23 protein-coding genes are annotated in these 19,394 nt (G+C 67.1%); 1 reads left to right on the forward strand and 22 read right to left on the reverse strand.

The annotated features are described in order from the left end of the window. Positions 1-11: 11 nt before the first annotated feature. The 5 genes from M8312_RS00245 to M8312_RS00265 form a co-directional block, all read right to left on the reverse strand. The gene (locus tag M8312_RS00245) at positions 12-704 is read right to left on the reverse strand and encodes a DUF448 domain-containing protein (protein WP_250118404.1); all 693 of its coding nucleotides are present in this window, start codon (positions 702-704) and stop codon (positions 12-14) included. Continuing rightward, entirely contained in the window at positions 685-2,319 is a 1,635-nt protein-coding gene (gene nusA / locus M8312_RS00250) for a transcription termination factor NusA (protein ID WP_250118405.1), read from the reverse strand. The genes M8312_RS00245 and nusA overlap by 20 nt, the downstream gene beginning before the upstream one ends. Positions 2,320-2,326: 7 nt before the next feature. Beyond that, positions 2,327-2,863 carry a ribosome maturation protein RimP gene (gene rimP / locus M8312_RS00255; protein WP_250118406.1) on the reverse strand — a complete coding sequence of 179 codons (537 nt, stop codon included), beginning with the start codon at positions 2,861-2,863 and terminating at the stop codon, positions 2,327-2,329. 104 nt (positions 2,864-2,967) lie between these two features. Beyond that, positions 2,968-3,498 carry an isoprenylcysteine carboxyl methyltransferase family protein gene (locus tag M8312_RS00260; protein ID WP_250118407.1) on the reverse strand — a complete coding sequence of 177 codons (531 nt, stop codon included), beginning with the start codon at positions 3,496-3,498 and terminating at the stop codon, positions 2,968-2,970. Next, on the reverse strand, positions 3,495-4,526 hold the full coding sequence (locus M8312_RS00265) for a type III polyketide synthase (RefSeq protein WP_250118408.1): 1,032 nt from the start codon (positions 4,524-4,526) through the stop codon (positions 3,495-3,497). The genes M8312_RS00260 and M8312_RS00265 overlap by 4 nt, the downstream gene beginning before the upstream one ends. 85 nt (positions 4,527-4,611) lie before the next feature. Between M8312_RS00265 and M8312_RS00270 the strand changes: the two genes are divergently transcribed. Beyond that, positions 4,612-5,847 carry a PQQ-dependent sugar dehydrogenase gene (locus M8312_RS00270; protein ID WP_250118409.1) on the forward strand — a complete coding sequence of 412 codons (1,236 nt, stop codon included), beginning with the start codon at positions 4,612-4,614 and terminating at the stop codon, positions 5,845-5,847. A 4-nt stretch (positions 5,848-5,851) separates the two neighbouring features. On the opposite strand, the gene M8312_RS00275 is transcribed toward M8312_RS00270, so the two are convergent. From M8312_RS00275 to mmsB, 17 genes are all read right to left on the reverse strand, one after another. Continuing rightward, positions 5,852-6,406 (reverse strand): hypothetical protein, encoded by a 555-nt coding sequence (locus M8312_RS00275; protein WP_250118410.1) that lies wholly within the window; start codon positions 6,404-6,406, stop codon positions 5,852-5,854. A 98-nt stretch (positions 6,407-6,504) separates the two neighbouring features. After that, entirely contained in the window at positions 6,505-7,209 is a 705-nt protein-coding gene (gene trmB / locus M8312_RS00280; protein ID WP_250118411.1) for a tRNA (guanine(46)-N(7))-methyltransferase TrmB, read from the reverse strand. 19 nt (positions 7,210-7,228) lie between these two features. Then, positions 7,229-8,440 (reverse strand): methionine adenosyltransferase, encoded by a 1,212-nt coding sequence (metK, locus tag M8312_RS00285; RefSeq protein WP_250118412.1) that lies wholly within the window; start codon positions 8,438-8,440, stop codon positions 7,229-7,231. Between the two features lie 48 nt (positions 8,441-8,488). Then, positions 8,489-10,045, reverse strand: a complete 1,557-nt coding sequence (gene lnt / locus M8312_RS00290; protein ID WP_250118413.1) for an apolipoprotein N-acyltransferase — start codon at positions 10,043-10,045, stop codon at positions 8,489-8,491. A 16-nt stretch (positions 10,046-10,061) separates the two neighbouring features. Then, positions 10,062-10,943, reverse strand: coding sequence for a hemolysin family protein (locus tag M8312_RS00295; RefSeq protein WP_250118414.1), 882 nt, complete (start codon positions 10,941-10,943; stop codon positions 10,062-10,064). Beyond that, positions 10,943-11,461 (reverse strand): rRNA maturation RNase YbeY, encoded by a 519-nt coding sequence (gene ybeY, locus M8312_RS00300; RefSeq protein WP_250118415.1) that lies wholly within the window; start codon positions 11,459-11,461, stop codon positions 10,943-10,945. Before ybeY ends, M8312_RS00295 begins: the two co-directional genes overlap by 1 nt. Next, a complete protein-coding gene (locus tag M8312_RS00305; protein ID WP_250118416.1) occupies positions 11,458-12,462 on the reverse strand; it encodes a PhoH family protein in 1,005 nt (334 codons plus the stop codon). The genes ybeY and M8312_RS00305 overlap by 4 nt, the downstream gene beginning before the upstream one ends. After that, entirely contained in the window at positions 12,462-13,772 is a 1,311-nt protein-coding gene (miaB, locus tag M8312_RS00310) for a tRNA (N6-isopentenyl adenosine(37)-C2)-methylthiotransferase MiaB (RefSeq protein ID WP_250118417.1), read from the reverse strand. The genes M8312_RS00305 and miaB overlap by 1 nt, the downstream gene beginning before the upstream one ends. 10 nt (positions 13,773-13,782) lie before the next feature. Continuing rightward, complete coding sequence (locus M8312_RS00315) at positions 13,783-14,484, reverse strand: lysophospholipid acyltransferase family protein (RefSeq protein ID WP_250119798.1); 702 nt, start codon at positions 14,482-14,484, stop codon at positions 13,783-13,785. Positions 14,485-14,524: 40 nt separating this feature from the next. Beyond that, positions 14,525-14,947, reverse strand: coding sequence for a Fur family transcriptional regulator (locus tag M8312_RS00320; RefSeq protein WP_250118418.1), 423 nt, complete (start codon positions 14,945-14,947; stop codon positions 14,525-14,527). 81 nt (positions 14,948-15,028) lie between these two features. Continuing rightward, positions 15,029-15,454, reverse strand: coding sequence for a Ros/MucR family transcriptional regulator (locus tag M8312_RS00325; protein WP_250118419.1), 426 nt, complete (start codon positions 15,452-15,454; stop codon positions 15,029-15,031). A gap of 120 nt (positions 15,455-15,574) precedes the next feature. Then, a complete protein-coding gene (locus M8312_RS00330; protein ID WP_250118420.1) occupies positions 15,575-16,051 on the reverse strand; it encodes a GNAT family N-acetyltransferase in 477 nt (158 codons plus the stop codon). Continuing rightward, positions 16,048-16,659: a tRNA (adenosine(37)-N6)-threonylcarbamoyltransferase complex dimerization subunit type 1 TsaB gene (gene tsaB / locus M8312_RS00335; RefSeq protein WP_250118421.1), complete on the reverse strand. Its 612-nt coding sequence runs from the start codon at positions 16,657-16,659 to the stop codon at positions 16,048-16,050. The genes M8312_RS00330 and tsaB overlap by 4 nt, the downstream gene beginning before the upstream one ends. Before the next feature lie 43 nt (positions 16,660-16,702). Continuing rightward, positions 16,703-17,278 carry a NifU family protein gene (locus M8312_RS00340; protein WP_250118422.1) on the reverse strand — a complete coding sequence of 192 codons (576 nt, stop codon included), beginning with the start codon at positions 17,276-17,278 and terminating at the stop codon, positions 16,703-16,705. A gap of 31 nt (positions 17,279-17,309) precedes the next feature. Beyond that, complete coding sequence (locus M8312_RS00345; protein ID WP_250118423.1) at positions 17,310-18,008, reverse strand: cytochrome b/b6 domain-containing protein; 699 nt, start codon at positions 18,006-18,008, stop codon at positions 17,310-17,312. Continuing rightward, complete coding sequence (locus M8312_RS00350) at positions 18,001-18,447, reverse strand: c-type cytochrome (RefSeq protein WP_250118424.1); 447 nt, start codon at positions 18,445-18,447, stop codon at positions 18,001-18,003. Before M8312_RS00350 ends, M8312_RS00345 begins: the two co-directional genes overlap by 8 nt. Before the next feature lie 38 nt (positions 18,448-18,485). After that, positions 18,486-19,394: a 3-hydroxyisobutyrate dehydrogenase gene (gene mmsB, locus M8312_RS00355; protein ID WP_250118425.1), complete on the reverse strand. Its 909-nt coding sequence runs from the start codon at positions 19,392-19,394 to the stop codon at positions 18,486-18,488.

A 19,394-nucleotide genomic window follows, 5' to 3' on the forward strand; every position in this document is an offset into this window, starting at 1 on the left:
ATTCCTTCGTCTCAATCGTCAGCCGAGCCGTCACCGGCGGCAATGTTGCCGCGGCCTAGCCCAGCCTCTCCTACAATGAAAGCGCGCCACCGGGTGAGCGCGAGCCCCACGCGCTTGGCGGCGGCGGGATCGGTCAGGGCGACATGTACCACATTCTCGCGCCCCAGCGCCATGCTCAAGATGGTGCGCGAGGCGGGAATTACGAGTCCCCGGGCATGGCCGATCTCCTCGGCGCCACCCACCCGCCAGGCCTGGTCCAGCTTGCGGTTGCCGTCCTCGCCCGCATCGGCGGCGTGGAGCAGAAGGTGGACCTTGCCGGCCCGCGCCGCCTCCGCCACCCGGTCGGACCCGTTGATCAGCGTGCCCGAGCGCGCCTCCATGCCCAGCCGGTCGAGCGCGGCGCGTTCCAGTTCGCGTTCGATGCGCTCCGGCAGGTCGGCGCCGATCGCTACCTCGCCGGACTTGAACGCGCGGGCGAGCGCCGCCCTAAGCTTGCCCTTCGCCAGCGCGGTTTCCAGCTCCGCGCGCGACACGCCGATCCACGCACCCCGGCCCGGCGCCTTGGCGCGCACGTCGGGATGAACCTGGCCATCCGGGCCGAGCACGAGCCGGATGAGCTCCTCCCGCGACGCCGTGCGGCGCGAGAGGATGCAGGTGCGTTCGGGCGAATGCGCCTCTAGCGGATCATTGCTCGCTGTCCGCAACCGCGTCCTCCTGGACCTGCGGCTCGGACGCATCGTCCTCGAACCAGTGCGCGCGGGCAGCCATGATGATCTCGTTGCCCTGCTCTTCGTTCAGGCCATATTCGGAGAGGATGCCGCCCTTGTCCTCGGTCCGCTGCGGCGCATTCTCGGCGCGGCGGCGGGGTTCCTGGCGCTTCTTCTGGATGAGCTCGTCGGTGGCGAGGTCGGCCAGATCGTCGAGCGTCCTGATGCCCGCCTTGCCCAGCGTGACCAGCATCGCCTCGGTCAGGTGCGGCAGCTCGGCCAGCGCGTCCTCGACCCCGAGGCCGCGGCGCTCCTCACGGGCAGCGGCCTCGCGCCGCTCCAGCGCTTCGGCGGCGCGGCTCTGAAGTTCGCCGGCGATCTCGTCGTCGAGACCCTCGATGGAGGCGATCTCGTCGGCCTCGACGTAGGCCACTTCCTCCAGGCTGGTGAAGCCTTCGGCGACCAGCAGCTGGGCCAGCGTCTCGTCGACATCCAAGTCCTTCTGGAACAGTTCGGAACGCTCGACGAATTCCTTCTGGCGCTTCTCGCTGGCGTCCGCCTCGGTCAGGATGTCGATCTGGCTGTTGGTCAGCTGGCTGGCCAGGCGGACGTTCTGCCCGCGGCGACCGATCGCCAGGCTGAGCTGGTCGTCGGGCACGACCACCTCGATCCGGCTCTCTTCCTCGTCGATCAGCACGCGGCTGACGGTCGCCGGCTGGAGCGCGTTGACGACGAACGTCGCCGTGTCTTCCGACCAGGGGATGATGTCGATCTTCTCGCCCTGCATTTCCTGCACGACGGCCTGCACGCGGCTGCCCTTCATGCCGACGCAGGCACCGACTGGGTCGATCGAGCCGTCATAGCTGATGACGCCGATCTTGGCGCGGCTGCCCGGGTCACGCGCGGCGGCCTTGATCTCGATGATGCCGTCGTAGATTTCCGGCACTTCCTGCGCGAACAGCTTCTTCATGAAGTCGGGGTGCGCGCGGGACAGGAAGATCTGCGGTCCGCGGGTCTCGCGGGCGACACGCAGGATCAGCGACCGCACGCGGTCGCCGACCCGGACCATTTCGCGCGGGATCTGCGCATCGCGGCGGATGACGCCCTCGGCGCGGCCGAGGTCGACGACTACGTGGCCGAACTCGACCCGCTTGACGACGCCGGTGATGATCTCGCCGACGCGGTCCTTGAACTCGTCAAACTGGCGGTCGCGCTCGGCGTCGCGGACCTTCTGGAAGATGACCTGCTTGGCGGCCTGGGCGGCGATCCGCCCGAATTCGATCGGGGGCAAGGGATCGACGATGAAGTCGCCGACCGACGCATCGGCCTGAAGCTTCTGCGCGCCCTTCAGATCGACCTGCTTGAAATAATCCTCGACCTCCTCGACTACTTCGACAACGCGCCACAGGCGAAGTTCGCCGGTGGTGGGGTCAAGCTTGGCGCGGATATCGTTCTCGGCACCATAACGGGCGCGGGCCGCGCGCTGGATCGCGTCTTCCATGGCCTCGATGACGATGCCGCGATCGATGAGCTTCTCGCGCGCGACGCTGTCGGCGATGGCGAGCAGCTCGGCCTTGTTGGCGGTGGGCGCATTCGGCGCGGCAGTGGCCATGGTCGTCTCAGTCCTCTTGGGTCAGAATGGAGTCGGCGCCCTCGGCGGAGAGGGGCGCGGTTGCCTTGATCAGCCTGTCGGTCAGCAGCAGCTTGGCCGACTGGATGGCGTCGAACGGAATGACGCGGATGCCTTTGGGGCTCGCGATGCGGACCTCGCCGCCCTCCATCTCCTCGATGGTGCCCGACACCTGCTTGGCGCCGTCGACCTCCCGGGCGAGCTTCAGGCGCGCCTCATGGCCAGCCCAGTCGGTGTAGTCCTTGGGCCGGGTCAGCGGGCGGTCGATGCCCGGTGAGCTGACCTCAAGCCGGTAAGCACCGTCGATCGGGTCTTCGCCCGCCTCTTCGAGCGCGTCGAATTTCTCGGAGATGCGGCGCGAGAGCGCTTCGCAGTCGCCAAGGTCGAGCTGGCGGGTGTCCGGCCGCTCGGCCATGATCTGCAGGGTCGGGTCCGATTGGCCGCCGATCATCGCCACGCGCACCAAGTCGAAGCCAAGGCTCTTTGCCTCGGGCTCGATCAGGTCATGCAGCGCGTTCAGGTCCATCGGTCCTCACGTTCAAGCCTCCTCGGGACCGCTCGGGGACCCGGGCGGCCTCGCCAGCATCAACGATGTGAGGAGGAGCCATGCATATAGACGCGGGTCGCCAGTCAGGCAACCTGCGAAAGTGCGCGGTTCTCGGCCCGGATGCGGATCGCCAGCACCAGCCCGTTCAGCGCGGTGAAGATGATCGCGACCAGCGGCAGTCCGAACACCAATGGGAGCACGGCAATCTCGCCGATCACCACCAGATAATTGGGGTGACTGACGAAGCGGAACGGGCCGCCGGTGACGAGCGGTGCCCCGGGAAGGACGATGATCCGAGTGGTCCAACGCGGCCCAAGCGTCCGCAGCACCCATACGCGTCCAAGCTGCAGCATCACGAACAGCGCCAGCAGCGGCCAGTGGATCGTCCGGCCGGGGCCAAGCCACCACAGGACCGCCAGCCAGGCCGTATGAACGGCGACGATCAGCGGATAATGGCCCGGCGAATATTCCCTGGCTCCGTGCGCCAGCAGCTGCGCCGTGTTCTGGCGGGCCAGCACCAGTTCGGCCAGCCGCTGCAGGGTGACGAAGGCGAGGATGGCGATGGCGGGCCACAGCGGCACGCCGCTCGACCACATCTCCTGCCACGCGCTCATGGGCGCTCCAGCCACAGACCGGCGCAGCTGAAGCCGGGCCCGAAGGCGGTCAGTAGCGTATTGTCCGGCAGGCCCCGCTTCAGCAGCCGCTCGAGCACGAACAGCACGGTCGGCGCGCTCATGTTGCCATGGTCCCGAAGCACCTCACGCTCGAGGTCGAGACTTCCGGCCCCAAGCTCCAGCGCCTGCTCGATCGCGTCAACCACCTTGGCGCCCCCGGGGTGGGAGCAGAGCCGACCGACATCGCTTCGCGCCAGCCCGAACTTGGCGAGCATGGCATCAATAGCGGAGGCCAGGTTGTCGTTCACGAACGGCGGGATGGCGCGGTCGAACACCACTGCCAGCCCGGGGTCCTCCACCCGCCAGCCCATGATCTTGAGCGTGTCCGGCCACTGCTGCTCGGCGCTGTCGCGAATGGTCGCGATGCCCGGCGCGTCGCCGCCGACGACGCAGGCCGCCGCGCCGTCACCGAACAGCGCCGTCGCCACTAGCGCCGCTGGATCGTCGGTGTCGAGGCGGATGGAAATGGAGCAGGTCTCCACGGTCACGAACAGCCAGCGGCTGCCGGGTTCCGCGCTCGCCAGCCGGGCCGCGGTGCTCAGGCCCGACACCCCGCCCGCGCAGCCCAGCCCGAACACCGGCACCCGCCGCACATCGGGACGAAAACCCATCGCAGGCCCGACCCGCGCTTCCAGGCTTGGCGTCGCAATACCCGTGGTCGAAACCGTCACCACTCCGTCGATGTCGCCCGGACTCAGCCCCGCTGCCGCGATCGCCTTGGTCGCGGCCTCGACGAACAGCGCTTCGGCCGCCTCGAGATACACCCGGTTGCGCTCTTCCCACCCGTGGTTGTGGCCGTACCACTCGATTGGCGCGACGATGTTGCGCTGGTCTATCCCGGCATTGTCGAACACGCCCTGCAGCCGGTCGTACAGTGCCTTGCGCCCAGCGAACAACTCGCGCCCCAGCGCCTTGGCCGCGTCCTGGGTAATCGAGAAGGGCGGAACCGCGGTCGCAAGGCTCAGCAAGGGAACAGACGTCAAAGGCTGGCCTTTCTACCGGCAAGTGCCGGCTCATCGGCAACGATATGGGGATGGAATGCGGAAAAGCTCATTGCAAGTTGCAACTCTCCTGCTGGCCATCGGTGCCTGTTCCGGCCCCGCTCCAGCAGATACGGCACAAAGTCCGGGGCGGACGCCGACGAGCTCGGACAGCGGCCGCCCATTCACCGTCACCCCCGTCGCCAGCTTCTCGGGTCCGTGGGCGATGACCTTCCTGCCCGGACGCGGCAACCAGGCGCTGGTAACCGAGAAAGCCGGCGCGATCTGGCTGGTCGACACCGGCACCGGCGCCAAGACTTCCGTCTCCGGCGCCCCCCGGATTGTCGCTTCCGGCCAGGGCGGGCTGCTCGACGTGGTCGCCGCCCCCGATTTCGCGCGTAGCAACGCCGTCTACCTTACTTATGCCGAGCCCTCGGCCAGCGGCGGCAGCGGCCTCGCGCTCGCCCGCGCCACGCTGGCCAGCCAAGGCGGCAACCGGCTCGACGGCCTCAAGGTGCTGTGGCGCGATCCCGCGGGCGGCAAGGGTGGCCAGTTCGGCGGCCGCATCGCCTTCGCCCCCGACGGCCGTTCCCTGTTCCTTTCCTCGGGCGAGCGGCAGCGCTTCACCCCGGCGCAGGACCCCAGCCAGCCACTCGGCAAGATCCTCCACCTCACCCTCGACGGCCAACCCGCGGCCGGCAATCCGCTGGCCGGGCGCACCGGCGCGGCCACTGTCACCGTCACCGATCCGCCGGAGGATACGCAGGCCGCGGTCTCAGCCCCGGCGCGAACCGTCCGATGGCCTGGCCCCAACCGCACCCCGGCCGAGACCTGGTCGACCGGCCACCGCAATCCCCTCGGCCTCGCCTTCTCGCCGGACGGCCGCTTGTGGGAGCATGAGATGGGTCCGCGTGGCGGGGACGAGGTCAACCTCATCCTGCCCGGCCGCAACTATGGCTGGCCGCGCGCGTCAAACGGCAGCAACTACAATGGCGTGGACATCCCCGATCACCGCGCCAACGACGGGTTCGAGTCGCCGAAAGTCTTCTGGAATCCCTCCGTCTCGCCCGCCGGGCTGATCGTCTACACCGGCGACAAGTTCCCGCAGTGGAAGGGCGACCTGCTGATCGGGGCGCTGTCGGGCAAGGCGCTGATCCGCATCCACCTCCAGGGCGACCGGGCGGCCAAGGCCGACCAGTGGGACATGGGCGCCCGCATCCGCGAGGTCGAGCAGGGACCCGGCGGCGACGTCTATCTGGTGGAGGATGGCGCAGGCGGGCGCCTGCTTCGACTGACGCCCGCCCGCTGACCGCTTAGTAGCTGGTCGTGCTGGTGTCGGCGCGGCTGGTGGCTGCGCTTTGACCGCCGGCCTGGTTCAAGACCTGCTGGATCTGTCCGGCCGGAACGCTCGCCCGCTCGGGATCGACCGAGACGAAGATGCCGCCCTGATGGATGCGGTCGCTGTAATAGGCCGCATCGTCGTGGCTGACGCCATGGCTGGTGAGCAGGTCGCTCAGACCACCCGCGGCGGCGCCGACGGCGGTTCCGGCAATCGCTGCGCCCGGAATGGCGGACGCGGCGATGGCGCCCGCGGCGGCCAGCGGACCCACGCCCGGAATGGCGAGCGCGGCAACGCCGAGCAGCGCGCCGATGCCCGAACCGGCGGCGGCCTTGGCGATGAAGCTGGTCGGCTCGTCGCTGTCACCCGTGGTGCTTGTCGTGGTGGAGTCGCCCGTCGTCTCTTCGTCGCCATGACGGCCGACGATGGAGATGGCGCTGTCGTCGACACCAGCAGAACGGAGGTCGGCGATGGCGCGCTCGGCATCGCTGCGGCTGTCAAAGACGGCGGAAATGATGTGACCCTGCATCGAATATGCTCCTACGCGCGGCGAAAATGCCGCAGACGTCTACAGCGAGGGCAGGGGTGCTTCGTTCCGTGGTTGCGACGAACCGCCGCGGAGGGAAGTCAGCGGCGCTGGTAGCGCAGGTAATAAGGGCGACGGCCCTCCCGGCGGCTCTTTGCGCCGTAGCGGGTCTCGATCCAGCCGCCGACCGGTTCAAGGAAGTCGGCGGGCTTCTCCGCCAGCCACTCGAACTGCGCCAGATGCCGCTCGCGCTGCATCACCATCAGGGTCCATTCCAGATAGACGGGGTGGTCGGTGGCGATGCGAAATTCGCCGCCCGGCTTCAGCTTGGCGGCGATCAGATCGATCGGCCCGTCATTGGCCATCCGCCGCTTGGCATGACGCGCCTTGGGCCAGGGATCGGGGTGCAGCAGGTAGAGCATCGTCAGCGCGCCATCGGGCACCCGCGCCAGAACCTCCAGCGCGTCGCCCATGTGCAGCCGGACGTTGCGCAACGGGCCGTCGCGGACATGGCCAAGCGCGGTGGCGACGCCGTTCAGGAACGGCTCGGCTCCGATGAACCCATGATCGGGCAGCAGGTCGGCCCGGTGGGCGAGATGCTCGCCCGAACCGAACCCGATCTCGAAATGTAGCGGCCGATCGTCACCGAACAGGGCGCGCGACGTCAGCTCACCCTCGACCGGAACCGCGATCTGCGGCAGCAGCGTGTTGACCAGCGCCGCCTGCCCGGCGCGCAGCTTGTGCCCGCTCGACCGGCCGTAAAGCCGGTTCAGCGTGGTCGGATCACCCGTCTTGTACGCTGTCATGAGCGCATGCCGGCGCCCGTCAGGCGGCGACGGCGGCCTTGAGCTCGTCGGCGAGGTCGGTCCGCTCCCACGGGAACAGGTCGCCCTCCGGCTTGCGGCCGAAGTGGCCATAAGCGGCGGTCGGCGCATAGATCGGCTTGTTGAGCTTGAGGTGCGTGCGGATGCCGCGCGGAGTGAGGCCACCCAGCCGCTCGATCCGGCCGATCGCCTGCTCCAGCTGGTCGTCACCGACCGTCCCGGTGCCGTGCGTGTCGACATACAGCGACAGGGGCGCGGAGACGCCGATGGCATAGGCCAGCTGGATGGTGCAGCGGCTGGCAAAGCCGGCCGCCACGATGTTCTTGGCGAGGTAGCGCGCGGCATAGGCCGCCGAGCGATCGACCTTGGTCGGGTCCTTGCCGCTGAACGCGCCGCCGCCGTGCGGGGCCGCGCCGCCATAGGTGTCGACGATGATCTTGCGGCCGGTCAGGCCCGCGTCGCCGTCCGGTCCGCCGATCTCGAAGCTGCCGGTCGGGTTGATGTGATAAACGGTCTCGTCGCTGAGCAGCCCGGCGGGCAGCACGTCGGCGACGACCTTCTTCACATAGTCGTGAAGCTCGGCTTCCTGCGCGCCCTCGTCATAGCCTTTGGCGTGCTGGGTCGACACGACGATCGCGGTCGCGGCGACCGGCTTGCCATTCTCGAAGCGCAGCGTGACCTGGCTCTTCGCGTCCGGCTCCAGGAACGGCGCCGCGCCCGAATGGCGGTCGGCGGCCATCCGCTCCAGGATCTTGTGGCTGTAGTAGAGCGTCGCCGGCATCAGGTCCGGGGTTTCGTCGCAGGCGAAGCCGAACATGATACCCTGGTCGCCTGCGCCCTCGTCCTTGTTGCCGCTGGCATCGACGCCCTGCGCGATGTGCGCTGACTGGCCGTGGAGGTTGTTCTCGAAGCGGAACTGATCCCAGTGAAAGCCCGACTGCTCGTAGCCGATCTTCTTCACCGTCTCGCGAACCGTTCGCTCGATCTCCTCGAGTGCACCCGGCGCCCACTGATCGTTTTCGAACACGCCCTTGCAGCGGATTTCACCCGCCAGCACCACAAGCTGGGTGGTGGTCATGGTTTCGCAGGCGATGCGCGCCTCCGGGTCCTTCGACAGGAACAGGTCGACGATGGCGTCGCTGATCTGGTCGGCGACCTTGTCGGGATGGCCCTCGGACACGGATTCGGAAGTGAAGAGGTAGGACTGGCGCATATGTCTCCGTAGCTCTGGCGGAGCTGATTTCGGGATATAAGGAAAGCTTTATATGCCGCGCCTGTAGCGGCGCGAACCGTCGATGCCAATGGCGATGATGAGCAGGAGGAAGGCAAGCGTCAGCGGGATGGCGTTGCCGAAGTGGGCGAATGTGGTCTCGCCCATTCGCGACGGCATGGTCGCATCGATCTTGCCAGCCGTTCGCCACGGCAGCGACGCGATGAGGTTGCCGCGCGCGTCGACAAGGGCGCTGATCCCCGTCGGGGTCGACCGGATGACCGGCAATCCCTCTTCCGTCGCCCGCAACCGCGCCTGGGCGAGGTGCTGCGGCGGACCCCATCGGCCGAACCACGCATCGTTCGAGGGATTGAAGATGAAGTCGGGCCGGTCGTGGCGATCCACCACCTGGCCGGAGAAGATGATCTCGTAGCAGACCTGCACCGCCATCTTGCCGAAGCCCGGCACGGTCAGCGTGCGCGGTCCGGGGCCAGGCTGCGTGTCGCCGATCCCGGGCGCAAGTTGCGACAGGCCTATCGACGACAGCAACGGCCGCATCGGCAGGTATTCGCCATACGGCACCAGATGCGCCTTGTCGTAGCGGCCAAGAATCTGGCCGCCAGCGGTGATCGGCATCACGCTGTTGGTCTCGCCAACGACTTCCCCGCGGGGATTGGCGACCAGCCCGACGGCACCCGTCACCAGGATATCGCCGGGCCGGAGGTAAGCGGCCGCCTGCGCGGCGGCGGGCAGGGTAACAGGCGGCGACTTGGTGCCCGGCTCGATGGCCTGGAAGGGCACCGGAACCGCCACCTCGGGCCACAGGAGGAGGCGAGGGGCACCGCCGCCGCCCCACGACAGGCGGCCAAGCCGTGCGAACGCCTCCTGGTCGAGGCCCGGCCGCCACTTCTGCTCCTGCCCGATGTTCGGCTGGATGATGCGGACCGGATATCCTCCGGAGGGCGACGGGCCGACCTGAACGGTGGGAATCGACGCGAGCAGCAGGATGGCTGCCCACGCGCCAAGCGAGGCAATGGCAATCCGGCGGCGATGAAGCAGCAGCCATACTGAGCCGCCGATACCGATGATGATCGCCGACAGGCCGTAAGTGCCGACGAGTGCGGCGGCGCCTCGCAGCGGTGTATCCACCAGCGTCACGCCAACCGGGTTCCAGGCAAAGCCCGTGAACATGGTTGCGCGCAACCACTCAGCCAAGGCCCAGGCGCCCGCCAGCGCAAGCACCAGCGCGACCGGGCTGCGTTGCCCGAACCGCCAACCAAGGCCGGCGGCAAGCGCCGGATAGACGGCAAGGTAGAAGCTCAGCAGCACCACCGCGATCCAGCCGTACCAGGCCGGCATCGCCGCCTGGAAGGTGAAGGCGGTGGCGATCCAATTGAGCCCGATCACGAACTGGCCAACCCCGAACAGCCAGCCGGTCAGCAGCGCGCGCCACAGGCCCGGCGTGCGCCTCAGCACTTCGGCCAGCCCGGCAAAGGCCAGCGGCATCAGCGGCCACCAGCCGACCGGCTGGAAGGCGAAGGCCGACGCCAAGCCCAAGGCCAGGGCAATGAACGGCAGGTGCCAACGCCGCTCGGCCTGAGCGGACACTCTGGAAATCTTCAAATCAGGCCTCGGCGACTTCCGCCGGCTCTGGCGCGTAGAGTCTCAGCCGATGCATCTTGCGGTCGTCGGCGGCGACGCTTTCCAGCCGCCAGCCGCTCGGGTGAGCGACGCTTTCGCCCGGCGGCAGGATTCGTCCTGCCAGCATGAAGGCCAGCCCGCCCAGCGTGTCGACCTCGTCGTCCTCGGCCACCAGCCGTTTGTCGACCGCCTTGGCCAACTCATCCAGCTCGCACCGCGCGTCCGCTTCCCACAGGCCGTCGTCGAGCTTGGCCAGCATCGGCTGGACCTCCTCGTCATGCTCGTCCGCGATGTCACCGACGATTTCCTCGACCACGTCCTCAATGGTGACCAGGCCCTCGGTCCCGCCAAACTCGTCCACCACGATCGCCAGGTGCACCCGCTGAGCACGCATGCGGGCGAGCAGGTCGATGACGCCCATGCTTTCCGGAACGAACAGCGGCTCGCGGATGATCTCGGACACGCTCTTGCGCTCCGTCGCGTCAAAGTACGCGTTGAACACGTCCTTGATGTGAACCATCCCCACCACCTCATCCAGGCTTTCCCCCGTGAGCGGGAGGCGGCTGTGGCCAGCGTCGGCGAAGATGGCGGCGAGTTCGGCCATGTTGCTGCTGGCGCGCGCCGAGATGATCTCGCCTCGGGTCACGCAGATATCGCCCGCGGTGCGATCGCCAAAGTGCAAGAGGTTGCGGAGCATCTGCCGCTCGAGCGGGCTGAGGTCGCTGCTCTCGCCGCCGCGATGCTCCTCTGCTTCGTCGATCACTTCCTCGATCTGGTCGCGGAGCGACGCTTCGCCGTCGTTGCCGAACAGGAGGTGGCGCATGCCGCGCCACAGGCGGCTGCCATTGTCGGGTGAGGTGGCCATCAGGCGGTCTCCTCCGCCGGATAGGGGTTGGGAATGCCCAGCCTTGCCAGAGCCCGTGTCTCGCGCGCCTCCATGTCTTCGGCCTCGCCATCCTCATGATGGTCGTAGCCGAGCAGGTGCAGCGTGCCGTGGACCATCAGGTGGGCGGCGTGATGGGTCAACGGAATGCCCTTTTCGCGGGCCTCGCTCGCACAAACGCCGCGGGCCAGCACGATGTCGCCGAGCAGCAACTCGGGGCCGTCCGCATCAACCGCCCCAAGTTCATCGGGTTCGGCGAGCGGGAAGGAGAGGACGTTGGTCGGCTTGTCCTTGCCACGCCACTCGGCATTGAGCGCGCGAACCTGTTCGTCGCCGCTCAGCTGGACCGACAGCTCGACTGGCCGCGCTGCCTCGGCCAGCGCGGGGAAACGACTTTCGGCAATGGCGGCACGGGCCGCGGCCTGGGCAAGCTCGGCCCAGTCCGGACCCTCGCTACTGTCCCACTCCGCGTCGGAATCAAGGGCAATCTCAAGGCTCATCGTCCCGGCCCTTCATAGGCTTCCACGATCCGGCCGACCAGCGGATGGCGGACCACGTCGGCGGCGCTGAAGCGAACCATCGCGATCTTGGGGATGCCTTCGAGCTTGGTGACCGCATCGTTGAGGCCACTCTCCACGCCGCGCGGCAAGTCAGTCTGGTTGGGATCACCGCAGATCACCATCCGGCTGCGCATGCCGAAGCGGGTCAGGAACATCTTCATCTGCTGGGGCGTGGTGTTCTGCGCTTCATCAAGGATGATGAAGGCGTCGTTCAGCGTACGGCCGCGCATGAAGGCGATGGGCGCAATCTCGATTTCGCCGCTGGCGATGCGCCGCTCCACCTGCTCTGTCGGGAGCATGTCGTAGAGCGCGTCGTACAAGGGACGGAGATAAGGATCGACCTTCTCCTTCATGTCCCCTGGCAGGAAGCCGAGGCGCTCGCCGGCCTCGACCGCCGGCCGCGAAAGGATCAGCCGATCGACCTGACCGCCGATCAGCATGGCCACGGCCTGCGCGACTGCCAGGTAGGTCTTGCCGGTGCCCGCCGGGCCAAGTGCGAAAATCATGTCTTCGCGGGCCAGTGCCTCCATGTAGGCGGTCTGGACGGTCGAGCGCGGGACGATTGTCTTCTTGCGCGTGCGGATCATTACCCGCGGCGCGGCGGCGACCTCGCTGCGATCGTCGACGATGCCGTCCAGGCTCGGCTGGCGGGCAGCCATGCCAATCACGCTTTCGACGGCCGCCATGTCGACTTCATGGCCCTGGTCGAGACGATTGTAGAGGCCGACCAGCACGTCGCGAGCGCGGGCCGCATCGTCGGGTTCGCCCTCGATCTGTACCCGGGAGCCTCTGGCGGCGATGTTGACGTGCAACCGGTCCTCGATGGCGACCAGATGCCGGTCATATTCGCCGAACAGTGGTCCCAGCAGGTACGGCTGGTCGAATTCCAGCTCCAGCCGCGAGCGTTCGGGGATGGCGGCGAGGTCGGGCTTGCGGGCCATCAGGCAGCCTCCGCCATCGCGACCAGTTCGCCGCCCAAGCTGTTGGGAAGGGCGTGCGTCAGGCGAACCTCGACCATCTCGCCGATCTTCGCATCAGTGGTGACGAACACCGACTGGAGCCAAGGCGACTTGCCGATCATCTGGCCCGGCCGGCGCCCCACGCGGTCGATCAGCACCGGTACCGTTCGACCGACGCACGCTTGATTGAACGCCGTGCTGTGCTCTGCCAACCGTGCCTGGAGCCGCTGAAGCCGCTCGTCCATGATCGCCTGGGGGATCTGATTCTCCATTGTTGCGGCCGGTGTCCCGGGCCGCGGGCTGTACTTAAAGCTGAACGCCGCGGCGTAACGCACGGCATCGACAATCCGTAGCGTCGCCTCGAAGTCTTCATCGGTCTCGCCTGGAAAGCCGACAATGAAGTCGCCGGAGATGGCGATGTCGGGGCGGGCGGCACGCACCTGCTCGATCGTACGCAGGTAGCTGTCGACCGAGTGGCTGCGGTTCATCGCGCGCAGGATCCGGTCGCTGCCCGACTGCACCGGCAGGTGGAGGTAAGGCATGAGCTTGGGCAGGTCCGCGTGGGCGGCGATCAGGCCTTCGCTCATGTTGACGGGATGGCTGGTGGTGTAGCGGATGCGTTCAAGTTCGCTGAACCCAGCCAAGTGACGGATCAGGCCGGCGAGGTCCCGATTGTCCGACCCCCAGGCGTTGACGTTCTGGCCGAGCAGCGTGATCTCCCGCGCTCCACCTGCGACCAGTTCCTCCGCTTCGGCGACGATGTCGACGAAGGGTCGACTGATTTCTGCCCCACGGGTGTAAGGCACGACGCAGTAGGTGCAGAACTTGTCGCAGCCTTCCTGCACCGAAAGGAACGCCGAGGGGCCCGAGCGCTTGCGGCGGGGCAGCGCGTCGAATTTGCTGATTGCCGGCATGTCGGTGTCGACGGTGCGGCGACCTTCAGCCGCCTCCGCAATCATTTCTGGCAAGCGGTGATAGGCCTGGGGTCCGACCACCATGTCGATCAGCTTCGAGCGGCGCTGGGCTTCGGCTCCTTCCGCCTGGGCAACGCAGCCGGCGAGTGCCACGAGCGGCCTGCTGCCATCTTCGCGGGTCAGGCGGCCGACGTCGCTATAGGCTTTCTCGGCGGCTTTCTCGCGGATGTGGCAGGTGTTGAGAACGACGAGGTCGGCCTCGTCGCCTTGCGCCGGTGCCATGCCGCGCGCGCTCAACAATTCGGCCATGCGCTCGCCGTCGTAGACGTTCATCTGGCAGCCGAACGATTTGATTCGATAGGTCTTGGGAAAGGTCATCGGTCTTCGCCTATACGGCAGCCGGAGCGACGCCGCTAGGAGCCAGCGCGGCGGCAATCGCATCGTGCGCGGCGCGGGCGAGCTGCTTGCGGTCGTTGCTTGGGGGCAGGGGATCAAGCAGGTGCAGGGTCACGGGGACGTGCCCCTTCCTGCCGAGCAGGCGGAGGAAGTTCGCGACGCCGCTCTCGCCATCGGGCCAGCCATAATCGCGGGCGGCGCTACCGTAATCGATGGCGACCGGCCGCACCGGAATGTGCTCGGGCGTCGGAGCGAATGCGCTGAGCAGGGCAGGACGAAACGGCAGCAGCGTGCCGCCGTCGCCGACCGTGCCTTCTGGAAACAAGGTGAGCGGTCGCCCGGTCTCGAGCGCCTCGCGCATGGTCGCCGCCTGGTCCCGAATGCCGTTGCGGTCGCCACGATCGACGAACACCGTGCCATTCTCCACGCAAAGCCAGTGCATCAGCGGATGATTGCGAAGATCATCCTTGGCAACGAACGCGCAGCCGGTCGCGCCGGCGAGCATCGGGATATCGAGCCAGCTCACATGATTGGCGATCAGCAGGCTGTGCTCTTCGGCTGGTGCGCCAAGAGTGGTCACCCGCGCTCCGGCAAGCCAGGCGATTCCGCGTAACAGGCGCCGGGGCCAAGGGGACACTCTCCACCCGCGGACGATCAGATGGGCGATCACGCAAATGCCAAGCAAGGCGAGCATCGCCACGATCCGCGTGACGGCCCGCCATTGGGAAGTTCGACTAGTGGTCGCGGTCGAGGGGGACGCCGTATAGCTCCATCCGGTGGTCGACTAGGCGGAAGCCAAGCTTCTCGGCCACCCGTCGTTTGTGGAACTCAAGTTCCTCGTCATGGAATTCGATCACCTTGCCGCTCTCGACGTCGATCAGGTGATCGTGATGCTCTTCCGTGACGGCTTCATAGCGTGAGCGGCCGTCCCCGAACTCATGCCGCTCGAGGATGCCGGCCTCCTCGAACAGGCGCACGGTGCGGTAGACAGTGGCGATCGAGATGTTCGCGTCGACTGCGGACGCACGGCCGTGCAGCGTCTCGACGTCAGGGTGGTCCTCCGCCTCGGAGATCACGCGCGCGATGGTCCGGCGCTGCTCGGTGATGCGCAGACCCTTTTCCGCGCAGAGCGCCTCGATGTCGATCATTCGGTGCATGGCTGCAAGGTAGGGTGCGGGGAACCGCAGGTCTAGGAGAGATCGTCACCCCGGCGAGACCAAGGTGACGACCTCGCCAGCTTACTTGGCCCGAGCGGTGCGCTTGCGCTTGGTGCCGAGCCCGATCGACTTGGCAAGCGTCCGGCGCTGCTCCGCGTAATTCGGTGCGACCATCGGGTAGTCGCCCGCAAGACCCCACTTCTGCCGATATTGATCGGGAGTCATGTTGTAGTGGGTCATCAGATGCCGCTTCAGCATCTTCAGTTTCTTGCCGTCTTCCAGGCAGACGATGAAGTCGGGCTTGACCGAAGAACGGATCGGAACCTTGGGTTCAGGTTTCGCTTCAGGTACCGCGGGTTGCCCGCCAAGACCGCTCAATGCACCGTGAACATTCTGAATGAGCTGGGGCAGGTCGTTGACCGCGACACTATTGTTGCTGACGTGCGCGGCGACGATGTCGGCGGTCAATGTGATCAGTGTGTCCTGACCGACGTCATTATCATTCATCTTCGAAAATCCTAACCGTGGTTAAAGTCACGCATCCGGTTACATCCCGTTGTGCAAAGCGACTTAGTTTCTTTTCTTGAAGCGGGCAAGACGCAAGCAAGGAAAGCTCGCAGGCAAAGACTAGGATTCTAGCGCCATGGTCAAGGCGTCGAACTGTTGACCATCGAGCCCGCGATAATATTTGCTTCTGCGGCCGACGATCCGAAATCCAGCCCGTCGGTATAGTCCCACGGCACTATTGCCGTCGCGAACCTCCAGATGAAGGTGGTGCGCTCCCACTGCCCGGCCGTGCGCGATGAAACCGTCGACGAGGGCGGTACCGACGCCGCGTCCGCGCCACTCAGGGGACACGGCGAGCAGAAGCAATTCCGACTCGCCCGCGACTGCCCGCACAAGGCTGAAACCGACCGGCGTTTCGCTGCTGAACGCAAGCGTCATGGCCACTCCGTGCATTGGCAGGATTCCGGCGCATTGCGCGCGGGTCCATGCCTCGCCGAAGCAGGGATCGAAGGCCTCGCCCATGATGCGCATGACCTGGTCGAGCTCGCCACCACCGGCGGGCCGCAGGGTGATCGCCGTTGAGCTGGTCCGGCTCATGCCGCCTTGGGGCGCGCATCGGGCGCGCGGGCATAGATTGGCCGAGGATCGAGACTGGTCAGCGCGGGTGGAAGCTCCAGGGCGTCGGCCGCGGCAGGCAGCAGATCGAGAGCGTCGCCCCGGCCGCGCGCCGCAATCAGCGCTTCGGCGCCCGATCCGACAACCAACGGAGCGCTGATCTCCGCCGCTGCTTGCTCGGGCCGGAGGTTGAGCAACGGCCCGTCGGCGGCCAGCAGGCCGCCCCGGGTAAACTGCTGAACGAACAGTTCGCCATGGCCGCCAGTCACCGCCACCGCGACCGGACCGTCGCCTGGTGCTCCGGCCGCCAGCAGCGCCAGCGAGTTGAAACCGCGCAAGGGGGCGCCCCAGCCGATCGCCATTCCGTGCGCCGCGGCAATGGCGACGCGCAGCCCCGTGAAGCTGCCGGGACCGCACCCAACCAGAACCCGGTCAGGCTGGCGGCCAGCAAGCAGGTCGCCGATCATCGGCACAAGCCGTTCGGCATGACCGCGCCCGATCACCTGGTCCGCGCGCGCCAGAAGCGCACCATCCGCCTTGAACAAGGCCGCGGTGCAGGCCGCGGTAGAGGTGTCGAGCGCGAGGATCATTCGTGATCAGTTTGGCCACCGATTGACCGTCGGGGCAAGTCCGTCAGACGGCTTCGACCGTCTCGACCTCTGGGACGTAGTGGCGAATGAGGTTCTCCACTCCGCGCTTGAGTGTGACCGCGGACGAAGGGCAACCGGCGCAGGCACCCTGCATCGCGAGGTAAAGCTTGCCCTCCCGATAACCGCGATAGACGATGTCACCGCCATCCTGCGCGACGGCCGGACGGACACGTGTCTCGAGCAGCTCATGGATTTGGGCTACGATGTCCGCGTCAGCGGGATCCTCCTCCACGACCGTCTCATCGGCGGCGATGTGGATGCCGGCAGCGCTGCCAGGCTTGAACAATGGAGCACCGCTGGAAAAGTGATCCAGCATTACCTGTAGCACATCGAGTTCGAGCCCAGCCCAGTCGACGTCCGGGACCGCAGTCACGGAGACGAAGTCGCGGCCAAAGAACACGCCTTCCACCTCGCCCGTGCGAAACAACGCCTCGGCGAGCGGTGAGGCGGTGGCGCTGTCGGCGTCGGGAAAGTCCCGGCTGCCCGCTTCCATCACCGGCACGCCCGGAAGGAACTTCTTGGTTGCCGGATTGGGCGTCGGTTCGGTTTCGATCAGCATGGCAGCGATGTGGTCCGCCGTCCGGTCTCGATCAAGAGTGAAACGGCGGTGCACCCATGATGACCCAGGCCGTCACCCCGGCGGCGAATGCCAGGGCGACGACCAGACGGGCGGGAGAAGCGGGGACGAATTGGGCCGCACCGCCCGGGGCTCGACCCTTGCCGCGCACCATGGCTCCGATCAGGTCCTTGCCGCGCACCAGGCGGTAGAACAGGATGGCCCCGACGTGCAGGACGATGAAGCCGAGCAGCACGTTGAACAACTGGTGGTGGATCGTGCGAGCGAGTTCGCCCGTCTCGAAGTCGACCGACCGGTTCAGGGGTCCGGCGACGATCCCGTCCTCGTCGGTGGTGATCAGCCCGAAATAGAGCTGAGCTCCAATAAGGCCGAGCAGTGCCACGACGCTCAGCGCGCCGAGCGGCGTGTGCCCGATCCGGTCCCAGCTATGCGCCTTGCGCAAATAGCCGATGACGCCGCGAGGACCGCGCACGAAGCTTGAGAAGCGAGCGGTGGAGCTGCCGATCAGCCCCCACATCAGGCGGAAGCTCAGCAGGAAAAGCACGCCGAACCCGCTCCACAGGTGCCATTCGAGGTGATGATATTCAGCGGACCACCAGGAAAAAGCGATCAGGGTGACCAGGCTCCAGTGAACCAGCCGCACGGGCAGGTCCCACACCGGCACCGCAAGGGTCGCATCCGCCGTCGCCCCGGCGGCCGCCGGCTCAGTCATCCTTGGCGCGGAACCGGTCGTGGCAGCTGCTGCAGGTCTTTCCCAAGTTGCCCTGCGCGGCTTTCATCGCTGCGACGTCGGAGCCTCGGGCAGCGCGGTCGAACGCCGCAGCGGCCGTCCGGAGGTTCTGCATGGCCTCGCCGAACGCCTGCGGCTGCGCCCAGATGTCGGCCTTGGCGTGGGTCTTCCCGACCTCGGGACCAGTGCCGGCCGGGAACAGCGGAGCGCTCTGCGCCGCAAGCTTGTTAATGGTCGCGGCAGCGGTCCGGACCTGCGCCACGTTATTGGCTTCGATGCCCTGCTTGGCGGCGCGCATGGACCGGCCGATCTGCTCCATGGTCTCATGCCGTTGGTGCATGATTCCCAACGCGCGATCCTTGGTCAGCGGCGCGGCGGCGGCAACGGTCGCCAGTGCAGTCAGGCCAAGCAATATCTTCATGAGTGATCCTTCCTCGATCGACGCAAACTACAGCTCAATTAGTTGCCCTCACCGGAAGGTGGCGTCCAGCTGTCGTCGATCAACTTGATGATGGCGCTGAAGTCGAGGCCCGCTCCGCCGCGATCGGCAAAGCGCTGGTACAGCTCCTCGGCCTCGCCGCCCATCGGGGTGTAGGCACCCGCTGCCCGCGCGGCCTCGGCGGCTAGTTTCAGGTCCTTGAGCATCAGCGCCGTCGCAAACCCGCCCTGGTAGCCTCGGTCCGCCGGGGTTTCCGGTCCGACGCCGGGGACGGGGCAGTAGGAGGTCATCGACCAGCTCTGGCCCGACGCCTTGGACGAGATGTCGTAGAAGGTCTGCAGATCAAGGCCGAGCTTCTGTGCCAGCGCGAAGGTCTCGCAGGTAGCGACCATGGTGGCACCCAGCAACATGTTGTTGCAGATCTTGGCCGCCTGGCCTGCACCGGCGTCACCGGCGTGAATGACGGCCTTGCCCATCTGCTCGAGATAGGGGCGGGAACGCTCGAACCCGTCGTCGCTGCCGCCGACCATGAAGGTCAGGGTGCCGCCTTCGGCCGCGGCGATCCCGCCGGAGACCGGCGCGTCGACCATGGTGTAGCCGGCGGCCTTGGCTTCCTCCTCGACCGTGCGAGCGGTATCGACGTCGATGGTCGAGCAGTCGATCAGGATCGCGCCGGTGGGTGCCTTGCCGAACACCGCCGAGCGAAAGACCTCGGCGACATGCTTGCCGGCCGGCAGCATGGTGATGACGGCGTCGGCGCCCTCGACCGCCGACGCAGCGTCGGCCGCACGGCTACAGCCCCGCTCCTCGGCCTTGGTCAGCGCGGCCTGCGACAGGTCGAAGGCGCGAACCTCATGGCCAGCCTTGGCGAGGTTGGCGGCCATCCCGCCGCCCATGTTGCCCAGTCCGATGAATGCGACGCGTGCCAT

The organism is Sphingomonas sp. KRR8 (genome assembly GCF_023559245.1).
Taxonomy (GTDB): Bacteria; Pseudomonadota; Alphaproteobacteria; order Sphingomonadales; family Sphingomonadaceae; genus Sphingomicrobium.

Excerpts from the sequence above, each read along its gene's own strand:
- metK (WP_250118412.1), bottom strand. The coding sequence starts at position 8,440 with ATGCGCCAGTCCTACCTCTTCACTTCCGAATCCGTGTCCGAGGGCCAT.
- M8312_RS00340 (WP_250118422.1), bottom strand. The coding sequence starts at position 17,278 with ATGCTGATCGAAACCGAACCGACGCCCAATCCGGCAACCAAGAAGTTC.
- M8312_RS00275 (WP_250118410.1), bottom strand. The coding sequence starts at position 6,406 with ATGCAGGGTCACATCATTTCCGCCGTCTTTGACAGCCGCAGCGATGCC.
- M8312_RS00260 (WP_250118407.1), bottom strand. The coding sequence starts at position 3,498 with ATGAGCGCGTGGCAGGAGATGTGGTCGAGCGGCGTGCCGCTGTGGCCC.
- M8312_RS00315 (WP_250119798.1), bottom strand. The coding sequence starts at position 14,484 with ATGCTCGCCTTGCTTGGCATTTGCGTGATCGCCCATCTGATCGTCCGC.
- nusA (WP_250118405.1), bottom strand. The coding sequence starts at position 2,319 with ATGGCCACTGCCGCGCCGAATGCGCCCACCGCCAACAAGGCCGAGCTG.
- tsaB (WP_250118421.1), bottom strand. The coding sequence starts at position 16,659 with ATGATCCTCGCGCTCGACACCTCTACCGCGGCCTGCACCGCGGCCTTG.
- miaB (WP_250118417.1), bottom strand. The coding sequence starts at position 13,772 with ATGACCTTTCCCAAGACCTATCGAATCAAATCGTTCGGCTGCCAGATG.
- M8312_RS00305 (WP_250118416.1), bottom strand. The coding sequence starts at position 12,462 with ATGGCCCGCAAGCCCGACCTCGCCGCCATCCCCGAACGCTCGCGGCTG.
- M8312_RS00320 (WP_250118418.1), bottom strand. The coding sequence starts at position 14,947 with ATGCACCGAATGATCGACATCGAGGCGCTCTGCGCGGAAAAGGGTCTG.
- rimP (WP_250118406.1), bottom strand. The coding sequence starts at position 2,863 with ATGGACCTGAACGCGCTGCATGACCTGATCGAGCCCGAGGCAAAGAGC.
- M8312_RS00330 (WP_250118420.1), bottom strand. The coding sequence starts at position 16,051 with ATGAGCCGGACCAGCTCAACGGCGATCACCCTGCGGCCCGCCGGTGGT.
- M8312_RS00295 (WP_250118414.1), bottom strand. The coding sequence starts at position 10,943 with ATGGCCACCTCACCCGACAATGGCAGCCGCCTGTGGCGCGGCATGCGC.
- M8312_RS00345 (WP_250118423.1), bottom strand. The coding sequence starts at position 18,008 with ATGACTGAGCCGGCGGCCGCCGGGGCGACGGCGGATGCGACCCTTGCG.
- M8312_RS00325 (WP_250118419.1), bottom strand. The coding sequence starts at position 15,454 with ATGAATGATAATGACGTCGGTCAGGACACACTGATCACATTGACCGCC.
- ybeY (WP_250118415.1), bottom strand. The coding sequence starts at position 11,461 with ATGAGCCTTGAGATTGCCCTTGATTCCGACGCGGAGTGGGACAGTAGC.
- M8312_RS00350 (WP_250118424.1), bottom strand. The coding sequence starts at position 18,447 with ATGAAGATATTGCTTGGCCTGACTGCACTGGCGACCGTTGCCGCCGCC.
- trmB (WP_250118411.1), bottom strand. The coding sequence starts at position 7,209 with ATGACAGCGTACAAGACGGGTGATCCGACCACGCTGAACCGGCTTTAC.
- mmsB (WP_250118425.1), bottom strand. The coding sequence starts at position 19,394 with ATGGCACGCGTCGCATTCATCGGACTGGGCAACATGGGCGGCGGGATG.